Source organism: Planotetraspora thailandica (assembly GCF_016863335.1).
GTDB classification, from domain to species: Bacteria; Actinomycetota; Actinomycetes; order Streptosporangiales; family Streptosporangiaceae; genus Planotetraspora; species Planotetraspora thailandica.
In genome coordinates this window covers 76,355-91,024 of record NZ_BOOR01000036.1, presented here as the reverse complement: position 1 = coordinate 91,024, position 14,670 = coordinate 76,355, and the positions used below count along the sequence as shown (strand labels likewise).

Genomic DNA, 14,670 nt, shown 5'->3' with positions numbered 1-14,670 from the left:
ATCAGCGGATTCTAAGAGCGGCCAGCGCTTCCCGGGCGACCTCGAGCTCCTCGCGCGTCTCGATCACGAGCACGGGCACGCGGGCCCCGGGCGGGCTGACGAACCCGTCGGCGTCCAGGTTGCCGCGGACAGGCGGTTCGATCCCGAGCAGTGCGAGCCTGCGGCAGACGGCGTCGCGCACCTCCGGCTGGTCCCAGCCGATCTCGCCGGTGAACACCAGCGCGTCGAGCCGGTCCAGGCTGGTGGCGGCCGCCGCGATCTCGCGGCTCACCCGCAGGGCGAACACGCCGAGCGCCAGCTCCGCCGCGTCGCTTCCCGAGGCGACCAGCTCCCGGGTGTCGCCGGACAACCCGTCGGACAGCCCGAGCAGCCCCGACCTGTGCTCCAGCCCTTCACGCAGCTCGCCGAGCGACAGGCGCGACCCGGACAGCAGCCACAGCAGCATGCCCGGGTCGACGCTGCCCGACCGCTTGCTCATCGGCACGCCCTCCAGCGGCGTGAAGCCCATCGAGGTGTCGACGCTGCGGCCGTCGCGCACCGCGCACACCGACGCCCCGCCGCCGAGGTGGGTCAGCACCAGATGCGCCTGCGCCGCGGGCCGTCCGAGCAGTTCGGACGCCCGCCGTACGGCCCGCGCGTACGAGAGCCCGTGGAAGCCATATCTGCGCAGGCCCCACCGGCGGCGCCATTCGGCGGGAAGGGCGTACGTCGCGGCCTCGCGCGGGAGCCCGGCGTGAAAGGCGGTGTCCGGACAGAGCACGTGCGGCACACCGGGCAGCACCCGCCGGGCCGCCTCCACGAGCGCGAGCGCGGGCGGAACGTGCAGCGGCGCGAGGTCCTGATAGGCCCGCACCGCCGCGAGCAGGTCGTCGTCCACGACGGCGGGAGCCTGTACGGCCCGGCCGCCGTGGACGAGGCGGTGCCCGGCGAGCCCCACATCCTCCCCGGCACGCGAGCCGGGGGAACCGAGGAACCGTCTCAGCGTGTGTTCGGCCTCGGCGGGGTCGGGGCTGCGCTCACTGCGCTCGGAGCGCAGAACCCGCCCGTCTCTGACGAGGTGGAGCTGGAGGCTTGAGGAGCCGGCGTTGACCGTGAGTACCACCGGAGTCATAGCTGCCGCCTCCCCCCGGGCCCCGCCGGCAAACCCTCATCAGAGCCGGCGAACCCTCATGACAGCCGGCACACCCCGGTCAGAGACGGATGGCGCACAGCAGACGGTCGTGGCCCCGCTGCCACAGGGTGCCGATCTCGCCGAACCCGGCGTCGCGCAGCGCGGCGGTGTGCGTGGACAGCTCACCGGACTCGGATCCGTTGTGGGCCGCCGCCTCGCTGCGCTCGGCGCGCAGCATTTCCGCCTCGGCCAGCGCGGGGTCGGCGGCGATCGCCTCCCACCACTGCCGCCAGTCCTCGGGACGGCCGCTCTCGAAGCGGCGCGCCTCCTGCCGCTCATGCACGGCGCGTTCGAGCCTGCCAAGAGCGGGGGAGGTGTCGTCGACGCTCAGGTGGTCGCCGTTGAGGAACACCGCTCCCGGGCGCAGCACGGTGGCCAGTTCCCGGTAGACCTCGCGCAACCGCGGCTCGGGCAGCCAGTGCAACGCGGTGGTGCTCACGGCGGCGTCGGCCGGTCGAGGCCGAGCCCAGCGGTCCACCCGGGAACCCGCAGGTCGAGGTCGACGAAGCGCAGCCCGTCCCTGCCGCCGTAGCGGGCCCGGCCCAGCGAGAGCAGCACGGGGTCGGTGTCGACCGCGACGACCGTCGCCTGGGGGAGCCGGTCGAGGAGGCGGGCGGCAAGCGAGCCGGGGCCGCAGCCGAGGTCGACCACCAGGGGGTCAGGCCGCCCGGTGCCCGCCTCGACGGCGTCGATGAGGGCGGTGAAGCGCTCCTCGCGCTCGGGAAGGTAGCCCTCCTGCTGCCGGTCCCAGCGGTCGACCCAGTCGCGTGCCACGTCGAAAGTGAGCATGCCGATCTCCTTGTAACTGTCGTGTATGCTTTCGCCAGTCACAACCTAGAACGCAGGGATGTAACTGGTCAAGTGAACTTCAACAGTCACACAGATTCGGTGGTCGCGGCCGCCGTGAGCCTGGTCAACGCACTGACCGGGGGGCAGTCCCATGGCCGGCCGTACGAGCCGCCGCAGGGCGAGGACAGGTGCACGGCCGCGGCGGAGGCGCTGCGCGCAGGGGGCCGGCGCGGCGGCGGCGTCACGCCTGAGGAGGCCGCGGGGCTCACGGACGTGGCGGCGCGGTTGCGCACGGTCTTCGCGTCGGTCGGGGCGGGCGACGTGGACGCCGCCGCGCGGCACGTCAACGACCTGCTGTCGGAGACCGGGGCGCGGCCGCGGCTCGACCGGCACGACGGGGAGCCGTGGCACCTGCACTTCCACGGCCCGGACGGCGACATGGCCGGAGACTGGGCGGCCAGTTGTGCGACGGGCCTGGCCGTCGTCCTCGGCGGCGACCTGTACGACCGGCTCGGCGTCTGTACGGCTCCCGCCTGCGACCGGGTGTACGTCGACACCTCGCGCAACGGCACCCGCCGGTTCTGCTCGACGGCGTGTCAGAACCGGGTGAAGACCGCGGCCTTCAGGGCACGCAGGCCGTGATTCAGGCGGTGACTCAGGCGGTGACTCAGGCGGTGGCGTTCCTGGGCGCCACGATCAGCCCGTAGATGACGAGCACGCACAACGCGATGGAGACGATGGACCACACCGGGTAGGCCGACAGGAAGGCCAGATGCCCGATGGCGATGAGGAACGCGAGAGCGATGCCCGCCATGCGCCCCCACGTCTTGCCGGTGGCGATGCCGACGCCGACGGCGAGCTGCACGAGGCCGAGAATCAGCATGATCCAGCCCCACGCGGTGAAGTTGAACACCAGGATCTGGTCCGTCGTGACGAGGAAGTATTCGGCGCGCAGCAAGGCCGTCAGGCCTTCGATCACGTTGTAGACGCCCACGAGCATGCTGAGCACCGCGGCGAAGTCCAGCCAGCCGGATCTCGCCGTTCGCCGTGCCGACATCCAGCTGCCGACCATGATCTCCCCCTTCTGCGGATAGATCGAGATCCCTCAATGCGGTGATATTCCGCATTGATCGCAGAAAGTAACTGATCAATCACAAAATCGGGACAAAGCTCTTTACGGCATGCTCTCGATGTCCGCGACGATGCAGGTGATGTTGTCGGGCCCGCCGCCTTCGTTGGCGAGCTCGATGAGCCGGCGCACGGCCTCCTCCGGGTCGTCCACGGTGGTCAGGACGTGGTGCAGCGTCTCCGGTTCGAGCACCGCCGTCAGTCCGTCCGAGCACAGGAGGTACCGGTCGCCCGGCTGCGCGTCCCGCAGGGACAGGTCGGGTTCGGCCAGCCCGCTGGTCTCCAGGGCCCGCAGCAACAACGACCGGTTCGGGTGCTTGGCGGCCTGGTCGGGGCTCATGTGCCCGTCGTCCACCAGCGACTGCACCAGCGTGTGGTCACGGGTGATCTGGTAGAGGCCGCCGTCGCGCAGCATGTACGCGCGGGAGTCGCCCATGTGGGCCACTGCGAACCGGCTCTGCCCGTCCCACAACATCGCGGTGACCGTGGTGCCCATCCGCTCCAGCGTGGGGTCGTTCTCGGCCAGCTCGCTGAGCCTGCGGGCCGCCTCGCGTATGCCGCCTTCGAGGATGGCGGCGAGTTCCTCGGCGGAGGCGTCGCCGTCCGCGACCGGCACGGCGTCCGGGATCGCACCCGACAGCGCCTCGATGGCGGCCGCGCTGGCCACCTCGCCGTGGCCGTGCCCGCCCATTCCGTCGGCGATGGCGAGCAGTTGCTCGCTGGCGTAGACCGAGTCCTCGTTCTTCGTCCGGGACCGCCCGATGTCCGATCCTGCGGCATACCGAATGCGGTTGTGCGTCATGGTTTCGAGTAAATCATTGGTTGAATCACTTCACAAGTGTAGTTACGCTGATGCCCATGAGCCACGACCCTACGGTGAACGCGGGAGACATCGCGCGGCTCGCCGACGTCGGCAGGGCGGCGGTGAGCAACTGGCGCCGTCGCCACGACGACTTCCCCGAGCCCGTCGGGGGCACGGCGTCCAGCCCGTTGTTCTCCCTGCCCGAGGTCGAGGCGTGGCTCAGGCGCAACGGCAAGACGTTCGAGGTGTCGCCCGGCGACCGGGTCTGGCAGCTGCTGCGGGCCTCCGCCGACGACCTCCACCTGGGTGACCTGCTCGGCCGGGCCGGGGCGTTCCTGCTCTTCGCCCTGCGCGACCCCGGCGGAGCCCGGAAGGCCGTCACCGGGCCGGCCGAAGGGCTGGCGCGGGCCGTCGCCGCCGCGACCCCCGACCTTCCCGTACGGCAGGCGGAGGACGACGAAGAAAGCTGGGAGGACGTCGCCGCGCTGGCCGGTCCGCTCGCCGACCTGGCGGCCGAACGCGGTCCGGCGGAGGCCTTCGAGTTCCTGTGCGAGCGTTACGCCGAGGCCCACAGCCGCCGCCTGTCGGTCACGCGAGCGGAGGTGGCGGAGCTGATGGCCCGGCTGGCCTGCTCGGTGGAGGGGGCGGTTCTCGACCCGGCGTGCGGCATGGGCACCCTTCTCCTCGCGATCACAGGGGCAAGGCGGGCACGGCACGACGCTCGGCCGTACGGCGGGGAGCCGTTGCACGAGCCTGCCACGCCAGGGGAGCACGCCCTGCCCGGCCAGGAACTCCGGCCGCGAAGCCAGAATGCCATGGTGCCCGGTCCCCGCGCCACGCCGCCGGGAGAAGCGGGGAGGCAGCCTGCCGGGTTCCTCGGCCAGGACGCCGGGGACACGGTGGCGCTGCTCGCCGCCCTGCGGCTGCTGCTGCGCGGAGAGCCCGCCCGGATCGTCGCCGCCGACTCCCTCAGAGCCGACGGTTTCGCGGGCGAGCTCGCCGGGGCGGTGGTGTGCGACCCGCCGTTCAACGAGCGGGCCTGGGGGCACGCCGACCTGGTCGGCGACCCTCGCTGGACGTACGGCATGCCGCCCAGGGGCGAGTCCGAGCTCGCGTGGGTGCAGCATTGCCTGGCCCACGTGCGCCCCGGCGGGCTCGTGGTGATCCTGATGCCCCCGGCCGCGGCCGGCCGCCGCCCGGGCAGGCGCATCCGGGCCAACCTGCTGCGGGCGGGCGCACTGCGCGCGGTCGCCGCGCTGGGCGCGGGCGGCCCCGACCTGTGGCTGCTGCGCCGGCCGGAGCAGGGCGCGCGCCAGCCCGCGACGATCCTCGTGACCGCGGCGGGAGACGACCTGGCGGTCGTGGAGGCCGCGTGGCGGGCGTTCCTCGCGGGAGAGGAACCGCCCGGCGACAGCCGTACGGTCGGGATCGTCGACCTCCTGGACGACGAGGTCGACGTCAGCCCGGCACGGCACCTTTCCCCGCGCGGCGACGCGAGCGGCTTCCCCGCAGCGCGCGACCGGCTGCGCGGCGCGTCGCTGGCGCTCGCCGACGCCACGGCGGACCCCCTCCTCGACCTGGGTGTGGCGCGGAGCCCGGAGTGGGACGCACCGCCCGCGGCGTTGTCCGAGCTGGTCAAAGCCGGGCTGGTGAGCATGCACGCATCCGCGCTCAAGGCGGCCGACGGCGGGGGAGAGCTCGCCGTGCTGACGGCCGACGACCTGGCGCACGGGACGGGCCCGTCGGGCTCGTCCGGCCCGGAGCCCGGCCTCGTCACGATCGAGCCGGGAGACGTGGTGAGCTCGGCGGTGACGGCCCGGGTGATCGACGAGGCCGGCGCCGTGCTCGGTCCGCATCTCACGGTGTTCCGCGTGGACCGCGCCCGGCTCGACCCGGAGTTCCTCGCCGGGTTGCTCAGGTTCGCCGCCGGCGGCCGGCCGCACTCCACGTCCAGCCGCGTCGACGCCCGCCGCGCGCGGGTCCCGCGCCTGGCCCTCACCGATCAGATCCGGTACGGCAAGGCCTTCCGGCGGCTGCTCGACCTGCAGGACGGCCTGCGGGAGACCGCCGAGGCCGGCGAGGCTCTGATGAGACTGGGGGTGGAAGGGCTGATCGACGGCAGCCTCCGGCCTGATGGGTGAAAGGTGTAGTTTTTCGCACGCGAGGCCGACAGGAGGGAGGACGCATGATCATCGCGGATCGTTACGAGCTTGACGACCTCCCTCTGGGCCAGGGCGGCATGGGCGCCGTCTACGGCGGGCATGACCGGCGGCTCGGCCGCAGGGTCGCGGTCAAGTTCCTCCGCCTCCCCGGCGGGCCCGACGACGAACTGGAGCGGCGTTTCATCAGGGAGGCGCGCATCCTGGCGCGGCTCGACCACCCCGGCGCGCCCGTGCTGTACGACTTCGGCACCGTGCACGACTTCGGTGAGCAGCGGCTCTTCCAGGTCATGCAGTTCATCGAAGGCGTGACGGTCGCCGACCTCGTCAGCGAGCACGGCCCCCTTCCCGTGCCGTGGGCGGCGGCCATCGCCGCGCAGGCGTGCGCCGTGCTCACGGCCGCGCACGCCCTGTCGATCTGCCACCGCGATCTGAAGCCGACCAACCTCATGTTGTGCCCGGACGGCAGCGTCAAGGTGCTCGACTTCGGGCTGGCCATGCTCCGCGAGGGCGACTCCGGCCAGTTCACCCGGGTCGGCCAGATCCTGGGCACCCCGGCTTACATGTCGCCAGAGCAGGTGCAGCGCGGGATGGCCGACCCGAAGAGCGACCTGTACGCCCTCGGCTGCGTGCTGCACGAGATGCTCACCGGCAGGCAGCTGTTCACCGGGCCGACGGAATACGCGGTCTTCGACAAGCAGGTCAAGGAGCGCCCGCCGCGGGTGCACGGCGTGCCGGAGGAACTGGGCTCGCTGATCGCCGAGCTGCTGGAGAAGCGGCCGGAGGACAGGCCGCCGGACGCGCACGCGCTCTACCAGCGTCTGCAGCCCTTCGCGGTCGACCTGCCGATGTTGCCGGGGTTCCTGGACCAGTCGCCGGTCCCCAGCCCCGGCCGCATGTACGCCCGGATGGTCGGCCGGATGGCCTGATCTCCGCTTATTTCCGGCGGTGCGCGGGACTCACGGGCGGACGAGCTCGAGCCCCGCGGCGATGGTGAGGAGCCGGCCGAGCTGGAAGGCCGCTCCGGCCGCCTGCGCTCCCGGGGTCTGCGAGGTTCTGCCGGGAATCGGCAAGGCGTCCCGATGAACGTCCATGGCCTGCATGGCCGCGAGCAACACCCATCCGGCCCACTGCGTGTCCGTCTGCTCGCCCAGGACACCGCGCAACAGGCGGCCGAGCATGCTCCGCACCTCCCGGCCCAAGGAGGTGAAGGCGGCGTCGACCTCCCGGCGCCAGGTCGCCTCCGCCTGGGCGAGGGACGGCGACGGCACCGGCGGGGGACCGGCCGCCGCGGCCTGCCGTGCGCCGAGTTCGAGCACCATGGGCAGCATGAGGATGCAGGGAAGCGCGGACGACGTGGCCCTGGTGCTGTCCAGGCCGGGCTGTATATCCCTGGTCAGGTCCGGCAGCACCTGTGTCAGCGCTGTCGACGTGAGGAGCAACGACTGCGGGGCAGGGCTGCGCTCGATCCCCGGCAGCAGCCGGTCCACCGTGGGCGTGACCTGCTGCCGGATGAGGGTCGACATCGACTGCGCCGCCGACCGGGGCATGCCGAGCTCCATGAACGCTTCGACTGCTTCGTCCTTCGGAGTTCGCCATCCCATCCCGCGGCCCCCTTCGTTGTGATCAATTTACCTGGCGCACCCATGAAATGACATTCATTGATTTTTCGGGCGCCGGAGGAAATGAAGCGCCATGGGCTGCACGGCTGAAAGGCGAACTCCGCTGATTTCCGGCGGCTTATCGGGGTTTCGGCCTGCCGTCCCGCCAAGCCGCCAGGACCTGGTCGACGCGCGGCCGGATGCGGTCCCGGGCGGTCATCCGGGGCACGCCCGCCATGAGCAGCGCGTCGTAGTCGGTGTCCTGGTGACGCACGCTGGCGATCACCGCCAAGGTGATCGCGTCTTCGTCGAAGACGCGCGCAGCCGCCGTGCGGCCCACCCGGCCGCTGCCGCGCTGCCCGGCGTGCAGCGCGATGGCCGCGGCCCGCTCGGGCGGGCAGCCGGGGAACAAGGCGCCGATGCGCTCGGCCATGGCGGTGCGGTATTCGGCGTCCTCGCCGGCCCGGCGTTCCCGGTCGCGTTCGCGGCGGCGTGAGCGCACCTCCTCGTCGGCCAGGCACTGCTCCTCGGCCCGCGCGAGCGCCGCCTCCTCGACGAGCACCCCGAGCCGCTCATAGCGTTTCCTGCGCCGGTTGAACCGTACGACCAGGGCCGACAGGCCGCTCTCCTTCTTGGCCCTGCGGCTCAGTGTGGCGTTCCCCGCGGGGAGGAACTCCAGATGGTCCATGTCGGAGCAGGTCAGGCAGTACGGCTGATCCGCCTCCATGATCAGGCGCGAATCGTCCAGGGCGGCACCCGATGCCGCGCCGCACCCCGCGCAGACCCACGGCTCCAGCGGCACGACGACGACCAGGTCGGGAGCCCGGTTGTCGCGTTCCTCCAGCCTGCGCCTGGCGGACTCGCTCATGTCGGGGGAGAGCCACCGGACACGGAAGAGGCGTTCCAGACGATCGTCGCCCTCGACGGTGAAGCGCAACGGCCTGCGGTCTCTGCCGGCCGAGGTGTAGGCCGCCTCGTCAGCGCTCAGCCCGCAGGCCTCCGCCCATTCGCGCAGGCAGGCGACCGCCTCGGTCATGCGCGCCGCGTCCACGGCGGCGAGCCGCTCCAGGCTGTCGGCCCGGCCCTGCCGCCACTGGTCCACGTGGCGGCCCTGCACCCACCGCAGGCCGGTCAGCACGTCGATCACGGTCACGTGTTTGCGGGTGGCCAGCGCGACTCGCGCCGCCTTCTCCACCCGGTCGCCCAGCTTGCTTCGCACCACCCAAGCGTGCCCTATCGCCCGTCCCACCCGGTCCGGTTGACGGCGTCGAGCAGCCCCACCGCGCCCAGCACCGCGACCGTGGCCGACCCGCCGTAGGAGACCAGCGGCAGCGGCAGCCCGGTGATCGGGAGGAGGCCGAGCGTCATGCCGAGGTTGACGAACGACTGGAACGCCAGCCAGCACACCACCCCGCCTGCCAGGGCCGTGCCGTACGGCGAGGGCGTGCGTGCCGCGATCCGCAGGCCGCGCAGCAGGAGCAGCGTCACCAGCAGGACGATGGCGGCCGAGCCCAAGAAGCCGAGTTCCTCCCCGGCCACCGTGAAGATGAAGTCGGTGTGCTGCTCGGGCACGAAACCCCCCGCCGTCTGCCCGCCCTGGAACAGGCCGGTGCCGAAGACCTCGCCGGAACCGACCGCGATGCGTGACTGGGTGGCGTGATATCCCGCGCCCAGAGGGTCGGCGTCCGGGCTGAGCAGCACGCTCAGCCGCAGCAGCTGGTAGGGGCGGAGCAGGCCGAAGTGCCAGATCAGCGCGGCCGCGAGCGCGCCGGCCGCGGCCAGCCCGGCGAACCAGCGCAGCCGCGCACCCGACAACGTGATCATGCCGACGGTGATCGCGGCGAAGACGAGCGCCGTGCCGGCGTCGGGTTCGAGGAGGATGAGGGCCACGGGCGGAGCCGTGAGCGCCAGAGCCGCCAGCACCTGCCCGTCGCCCGGGCGGCCGTTCCCGCGCCGCGATCCCAGGACCGTCGCCAGCGTGAGGATCATCGCCACCTTGGCGAACTCCGACGGCTGGAATCGCAACACGTCGCCGAGCGCCAGCCATGCCTGCGACCCGTTGACCGTACGGCCGAGCGGGGTGAGCACGGCGACCAGCCCGGCCAGCGCGAGCAGATAGACGGCGGGGACGTAGGCCTTCAGCCCCCGGGGGTCGCAGCGGGAGACGATCCACATCAGGGCGAGGCCCAGGCAGAGGCCGGTCGCGTGGCGTTGGAGGAACACCGAGCCGGAACCTGCGCGCGTCGCCGACGCGACCAGGAGCAGCCCGATTCCGGCCAGGGCCAGCGACGTGACGAGCAACCACCGGTCGCCGGGCGCCGCGCTCGTGAAGGGCGGGCTCCAGGCGGCATCGGGCGCGCTCCGCTTCGTGTACGGCAGGCCGCGGGCGGGCGACGCGAGGACACGGGTGGGCGACGCGAGGACGCGGCGGGTCGTCACGGGCCTGCCGTCGTGCGCGCCGGCGCGGCGGCGGCCTTCTGGAGCTCGCGCGCCGCGCCTCCCGCGTCGCCGTGGGAGATCACCACGACCACGACGAAGCGCAGCTTCGGGCCGAAGGACGCCGACCAGTCCGGTTCGGTGATCACGCCGGTTTCCGCGCCGCCCGTCCCGCGGCCTGCGGAGGGGCCGGTCAGCGCGTCGCGCACGAGGTGGAGGGTCGCGGCCGGGATCCGGCCTGCCACGGGCGGCGTGACGACGCGTCCCGTCCAGGCGCCGGGTTCGCCGCCGGCCCGGCCGTCCACACGGACGAGGGCCCTGGCCACGCGGGGGCTGAACAGCGTGCCGCCGTTGGCGACGGCGGCGCAGGCGCGGGCGAGCTGGAGCGGGCCGGTCAGGACCACGGCCGTGCGGCTCGGGTTGAGCAGGTTCCCGTCGAGCAGGTCCTCGAGAAGGGGAGCCGCGGCCGTGCGCTCGCCGGGCAGGTCGATCCCGGAGGGAGCCGTGAGGCCGAGCGCGGCCGCCGTCCCGGCGGGGACGCCGCGTATGACCGGGCTTTCGCCGGGCCGGGGCCTGACGACGTCTCCCGCGAGCGCGATCACCCGGCCGGTGGAGGCCTCCAGGACGACCACGGAACCGCCGCCGCCCCGCTCCAGGCGGGACAGGACCTGCTCCGCGAGCCGCTGGACCCGCCCGTCGACGTTGGTGATCAGGGAGTGGCCGGGCCGGGGCGCACGCACGGCCAGCACGCGGGTCACCGCACCATGGGTGTCGACCGACACCGTGCGCTGCCCCGCCTGGCCGGTGAGCGCCTCGCCGTACCAGTCTTCGAGCGCGGTGCGCAGCGCGTCGGCTCCGTCGTCGTCTCCGGGAGGCCCTGCGAGGGCGCCGTGATGCCTCTCTGCGGCGAGCGGCCTGCCGTCCGCGGCGAGCACGCCGCCCTGCGCGGCGGGCAGGGACACCGTGCGGACGTGTGCCGCCGCGGCGGCCCGCGCGTACGCCGGGCCGTTCACGACCTGCAGCTGCCAGAGGCGGACGAGCACCGCCAGCGTCATCACGACGACGACGGCCGACACCAGCGCGACCCGCCGCTCGCGCATACCCGCGTGTCTCCGGGAGCGGGGCATGACGGCGACGCCCGGATCGCGTGCCGCGTTCCGGGCGAGGGAGCCCCCCGGCAGACCCATCGCCGACCAGCCTTCACCGGCCGTGCGTCCCCCGGAGCCCGAGGCGCACGAGCGGCTATACGCAAAATGGCGGACGCCGGGCCCTCCGCGAGCCCCGTCACCCGGATGCCACCGGATGCGCGGAGGACCGGCCTGACCGGCCGATCGACATCACATGACCGGCCGTTGCCGATCCGCAAGTTAGTGTGAATCACCCATTCCCGTAAAGCAACAGTTTTCGGGTGAAGTCAGCGACCATCCAGCAAAGGCCGCGAAGGGTCCCAGCGCACTCCGCCGGCGGCGTCCTTGCGGCGGCGGGCCATCGCCGACAACGCCTCGAGGACGACGCGGTTGCCGAGATAGGCCGTGATCTCCGCATGGTCGTACGGCGGGGCGACCTCTACGACCTCCACGCCGACCACGGGCAGCTCGAAGCAGGTGCGGCGTACGGCGTCGAGCAGTTGCCTGGCCGTCAGCCCTCCGGGCTCGGGGGTGCCCGTGCCGGGGGCGTGCCCCGGGTCGCAGACGTCGACGTCGACCGAGAGGTAGACGCCGTCGCAGTCGTCGAGGGCGATGCCATACGCCTCGGTCAGGCACGTGTCGAGCCCCCTGGTGACGACCTCGGTCATCTCGTAGGACCGCATGGACTGCCCCGCCATCCAGTCGAGGATCTCGGGCCCCGGCCAGTAGCCGCGCAGGCCGATCTGGAGGAAGCGGTCGCCGCGGATCGCCCCCGACTCGATGAGGCGGCGCATCGGCTGGCCGTGCCCGTGCAGGTGCCCGAACTCGACGTCGCCGGTGTCGGCGTGCGCGTCGAAGTGCACCATCGAGATCCGGCCGAAGCCGTGATGGCGGGCGACGCCGGTGGCGTCCGGCAGGGCGATGGTGTGGTCGCCGCCGAGGACGAAGGGCACCGCGCCGGAGGCCGAGATGCGGGCGACCGCCTCCTCGATCGCGCGCAGGCTGCCCTCGATGTCACCGGCGTAGGTCTCGACGTCTCCGGCGTCCAGCACCTGGAGGTCCTGGAGCGCGTCCACGCGCAGGGCGAGGCTCGGGCGGGACCCGTCATGGGGCAGATAGCACGCCTGGCGGATGGCGCTCGGCCCGAAGCGCGCCCCCGGACGGTGCGACGTGCCGCCGTCGAAGGGCGCGCCGAGGATGACGACGTCGGCCCCGGCGTAGCTGTCCACGTCGTCCAGGTCGCAGCGCTCGACCCCGAGAAAGGTGATGTCGGGGCCGAACATCGGGCCGTAGCGGGTCATCAGGCGTCTCCAGGGGTTGTGCGGGTTCGTGGTGATTCATCCAAGGCTTGGTGATATGGCAGTGTCGTCATGGTACGGGCGAGAAGGATGATCTTCATCGGACAGGAACGGGTCGAGCAGGCCAGGTGAGGCGGCGGACGCGAGGCGGAGCCCCTCGGCCAGCGTCACGTCCTGCACCCGATAGCCCTGACGGCCTGCCGCGGTGGTGGCGGTCAGGGTCACCAGGCCGGTCCGGCGCTGGAAGAACGACCGCTCGACGTTCCAGCCGATGATGCCGTCACGCTCCAGGGCCACCCGACGCCGGACCAGGGAGCCCCAGCGGGTGACCAGATATCCCGGCACCAAGGTGTGACCGAGGCTCCGGTAGCGGTCCGCGGCCATCAGCGCCGTCGCGGGCAGCGCCGCCAGGGCCGTGATCCACGTCCACGAGGGCAGGTCGGCCCACTTCCACAGGGGGAGACAGACCACGATCACCAGGGCGTTCACGCCGAGGGCCCGGGTGAACCTCCGCCTCCGCGCCGCCGGGCCGTGCTCGGTCAGCGGCGCCGTCACGGGCGAGTCCGTGCCGTTCCCGCCCAGCACGCGCACGGCCACCGACTCGGCCTCCGCCCGGGGAGCGGGCGGCAGCAGCATCGACCCGCCCCGCTGGGCTCCCTGGCCGACGCGCAGCCCCGTCGCCACCGCGATCAGCCGCCCGCCGCCCACGGCGCGCAGCAGCAGCGGTTCGCTGACCTCGACGCCGCGCAGGCGCCGCTCCTCGATCGTGGTCGCCCGCGTGGTGAGCAGGCCCCGATTGACGTGCAGCGTTCCGCTGGAGTGCCGGGTCAGCCTGAAGCCCCAGAACGACAGGATGTAGCCGAACGTCGAGGCGATCGCGACGAAGACCGCGACGGCGATCACGGCGGCCGCGATCTCCATCGGCAGCGAGAGCGAGCCGAACCAGCCCAGCATCTGCCGGACCGGGCCGACCTCGCGCAGGTCGACGTCGCCCTCGGACGCCAGCCGCGACGCGAAACCGGCGATGACGCCGAGGGTGATCAGGCCGGAGAGGGTGAACGGCCCGAAACGGATCCACGCCGGCCGCAGCGCTGCGAGCTCGGTCTCCGCCGGGTCGGCCCGCGTGGCCGGGGCCTCCGCTGTTTCCTGAAGCCCCGCTGTTTCCCGAACCCCCGCTGTTTCCCGAACCCCCGCACCGGCGGCCTGCCGGTGCAGCAGTTCGACACGCAGCCGGGCGGCCTCGGGCGCGCCGAGCGCGTCGAGCTTGAGGTCGCCGCCGCCCTTTCTGTCCGAGCGGCCGGTGCCCACCTCCACCCTGGCCAGGCCGAGCACCCGATGCAGCACGTTGGAGGTCACGTCGACCGTGCGCACCCGGTCGCGGGGCACAGTGAGGACCTTGCGCTGCAGCAGGCCCTTGCGCACCTGCACGTGCTCGGGGGTGATGCGGTAGGTCGTGGTGAAATAGCGCAGCGTGCCGAGCAGGACCGTTACGCCCACGCCGGCGATGCTCCACAGGGGGCCGTGGCCGCCGCTGCTGGTGCCGGCGATGAGCAGGCCGAGAAGCGCGGGCGCCGCCCGGACGACCTCCTGCACCGGATGGATCAGCAACATCCGCGGGCTGAGCCGCCGCCAGTCGGTCACCAGAAGTTCCGTCATGTGGCGTCGCCCGTCGTGGCCTGGGCGGTCGCGGTGAGCTCGTCGACCAGGCGCCCCGCCGTCTCGCGGTCCAGGCCGCTGATGCGCAGCGGCCCGGCGGCCGAGGCGGTCGTGACCGTCACGTTGGCCAGCTTGAACAGCTGCTCGATCGGGCCCCGCGCGCTGTCGACGGTCTGGATGCGGGAGATGGGCGCGATCCGCCACTCCTGCTTGAACCAGCCCGACTGGGTGTAGACGGCCTCGGGCGTGGTCTCCCAGCGGTGCACCTGGTATCGCCACCTGGGCATGACGGCGAGGTGGGCGAGCGCGAGCACCACCGTCGCGACCAGGATGGACACCCGCAGCGTGAGCGCGTCGCTCCGCGTCAGGATGAAGACGGACTGGATGACGATCAGGACCAGCCAGCCGATGGCCGCGCGGGTGGTCCAGTACCAGATCGCGGTACGGCTCACGCGGTGCCGGGGTGGACGGAGGGTCGTGGTTTCCACGCCCCCAACTCTGCC

Annotated in this window: 15 protein-coding genes; 3 read left to right on the top strand and 12 right to left on the bottom strand. The window is 72.7% G+C overall.

Annotation, left to right across the window (positions count from 1 at the left end):
* Window position 1: 1 nt before the first annotated feature.
* From Pth03_RS23980 to Pth03_RS41675, 3 genes are all read right to left on the bottom strand, one after another.
* A complete protein-coding gene (locus tag Pth03_RS23980; protein WP_203946613.1) occupies window positions 2–1,111 on the bottom strand; it encodes an acetate/propionate family kinase in 1,110 nt (369 codons plus the stop codon).
* Window positions 1,112–1,190: 79 nt separating this feature from the next.
* The gene (locus tag Pth03_RS41680; protein ID WP_239119322.1) at window positions 1,191–1,610 is read right to left on the bottom strand and encodes a class I SAM-dependent methyltransferase; all 420 of its coding nucleotides are present in this window, start codon (window positions 1,608–1,610) and stop codon (window positions 1,191–1,193) included.
* Window positions 1,607–1,960 (bottom strand): class I SAM-dependent methyltransferase, encoded by a 354-nt coding sequence (locus Pth03_RS41675; RefSeq protein ID WP_239119321.1) that lies wholly within the window; start codon window positions 1,958–1,960, stop codon window positions 1,607–1,609. Before Pth03_RS41675 ends, Pth03_RS41680 begins: the two co-directional genes overlap by 4 nt.
* Before the next feature lie 72 nt (window positions 1,961–2,032).
* Here Pth03_RS41675 and Pth03_RS23970 point away from each other — a divergent pair, with 72 nt between their 5' ends.
* A complete protein-coding gene (locus Pth03_RS23970) occupies window positions 2,033–2,602 on the top strand; it encodes a CGNR zinc finger domain-containing protein (RefSeq protein ID WP_203946612.1) in 570 nt (189 codons plus the stop codon).
* 25 nt (window positions 2,603–2,627) lie between these two features.
* On the opposite strand, the gene Pth03_RS23965 is transcribed toward Pth03_RS23970, so the two are convergent.
* Window positions 2,628–3,032: a DUF7144 family membrane protein gene (locus Pth03_RS23965; protein ID WP_203946611.1), complete on the bottom strand. Its 405-nt coding sequence runs from the start codon at window positions 3,030–3,032 to the stop codon at window positions 2,628–2,630.
* Window positions 3,033–3,134: 102 nt separating this feature from the next.
* Window positions 3,135–3,890, bottom strand: coding sequence for a PP2C family protein-serine/threonine phosphatase (locus tag Pth03_RS23960; protein ID WP_203946610.1), 756 nt, complete (start codon window positions 3,888–3,890; stop codon window positions 3,135–3,137).
* 56 nt (window positions 3,891–3,946) lie between these two features.
* Here Pth03_RS23960 and Pth03_RS23955 point away from each other — a divergent pair, with 56 nt between their 5' ends.
* Together Pth03_RS23955 and Pth03_RS23950 are read left to right on the top strand one after the other, a co-directional pair.
* Entirely contained in the window at window positions 3,947–6,031 is a 2,085-nt protein-coding gene (locus tag Pth03_RS23955; protein WP_203946609.1) for an HsdM family class I SAM-dependent methyltransferase, read from the top strand.
* A gap of 44 nt (window positions 6,032–6,075) precedes the next feature.
* Window positions 6,076–6,978 carry a serine/threonine-protein kinase gene (locus Pth03_RS23950; protein WP_203946608.1) on the top strand — a complete coding sequence of 301 codons (903 nt, stop codon included), beginning with the start codon at window positions 6,076–6,078 and terminating at the stop codon, window positions 6,976–6,978.
* Window positions 6,979–7,008: 30 nt separating this feature from the next.
* Here the strand turns inward: Pth03_RS23950 and Pth03_RS23945 are convergent, their stop codons facing one another.
* From Pth03_RS23945 to Pth03_RS23915, 7 genes are all read right to left on the bottom strand, one after another.
* Window positions 7,009–7,653: a hypothetical protein gene (locus Pth03_RS23945; protein WP_203946607.1), complete on the bottom strand. Its 645-nt coding sequence runs from the start codon at window positions 7,651–7,653 to the stop codon at window positions 7,009–7,011.
* A gap of 136 nt (window positions 7,654–7,789) precedes the next feature.
* Window positions 7,790–8,869 (bottom strand): DUF2293 domain-containing protein, encoded by a 1,080-nt coding sequence (locus Pth03_RS23940; RefSeq protein ID WP_239119320.1) that lies wholly within the window; start codon window positions 8,867–8,869, stop codon window positions 7,790–7,792.
* Between the two features lie 14 nt (window positions 8,870–8,883).
* Entirely contained in the window at window positions 8,884–10,089 is a 1,206-nt protein-coding gene (gene rodA, locus Pth03_RS23935; protein WP_239119319.1) for a rod shape-determining protein RodA, read from the bottom strand.
* On the bottom strand, window positions 10,086–11,273 hold the full coding sequence (locus tag Pth03_RS23930; RefSeq protein WP_203946605.1) for a penicillin-binding protein 2: 1,188 nt from the start codon (window positions 11,271–11,273) through the stop codon (window positions 10,086–10,088). Before Pth03_RS23930 ends, rodA begins: the two co-directional genes overlap by 4 nt.
* A 227-nt stretch (window positions 11,274–11,500) precedes the next feature.
* Window positions 11,501–12,514 (bottom strand): agmatinase, encoded by a 1,014-nt coding sequence (gene speB / locus Pth03_RS23925; RefSeq protein WP_239119318.1) that lies wholly within the window; start codon window positions 12,512–12,514, stop codon window positions 11,501–11,503.
* 36 nt (window positions 12,515–12,550) lie between these two features.
* Complete coding sequence (locus Pth03_RS23920; protein WP_203946604.1) at window positions 12,551–14,167, bottom strand: PH domain-containing protein; 1,617 nt, start codon at window positions 14,165–14,167, stop codon at window positions 12,551–12,553.
* Complete coding sequence (locus Pth03_RS23915; RefSeq protein ID WP_203946603.1) at window positions 14,164–14,655, bottom strand: PH domain-containing protein; 492 nt, start codon at window positions 14,653–14,655, stop codon at window positions 14,164–14,166. The genes Pth03_RS23920 and Pth03_RS23915 overlap by 4 nt, the downstream gene beginning before the upstream one ends.
* Window positions 14,656–14,670: the final 15 nt, after the last annotated feature.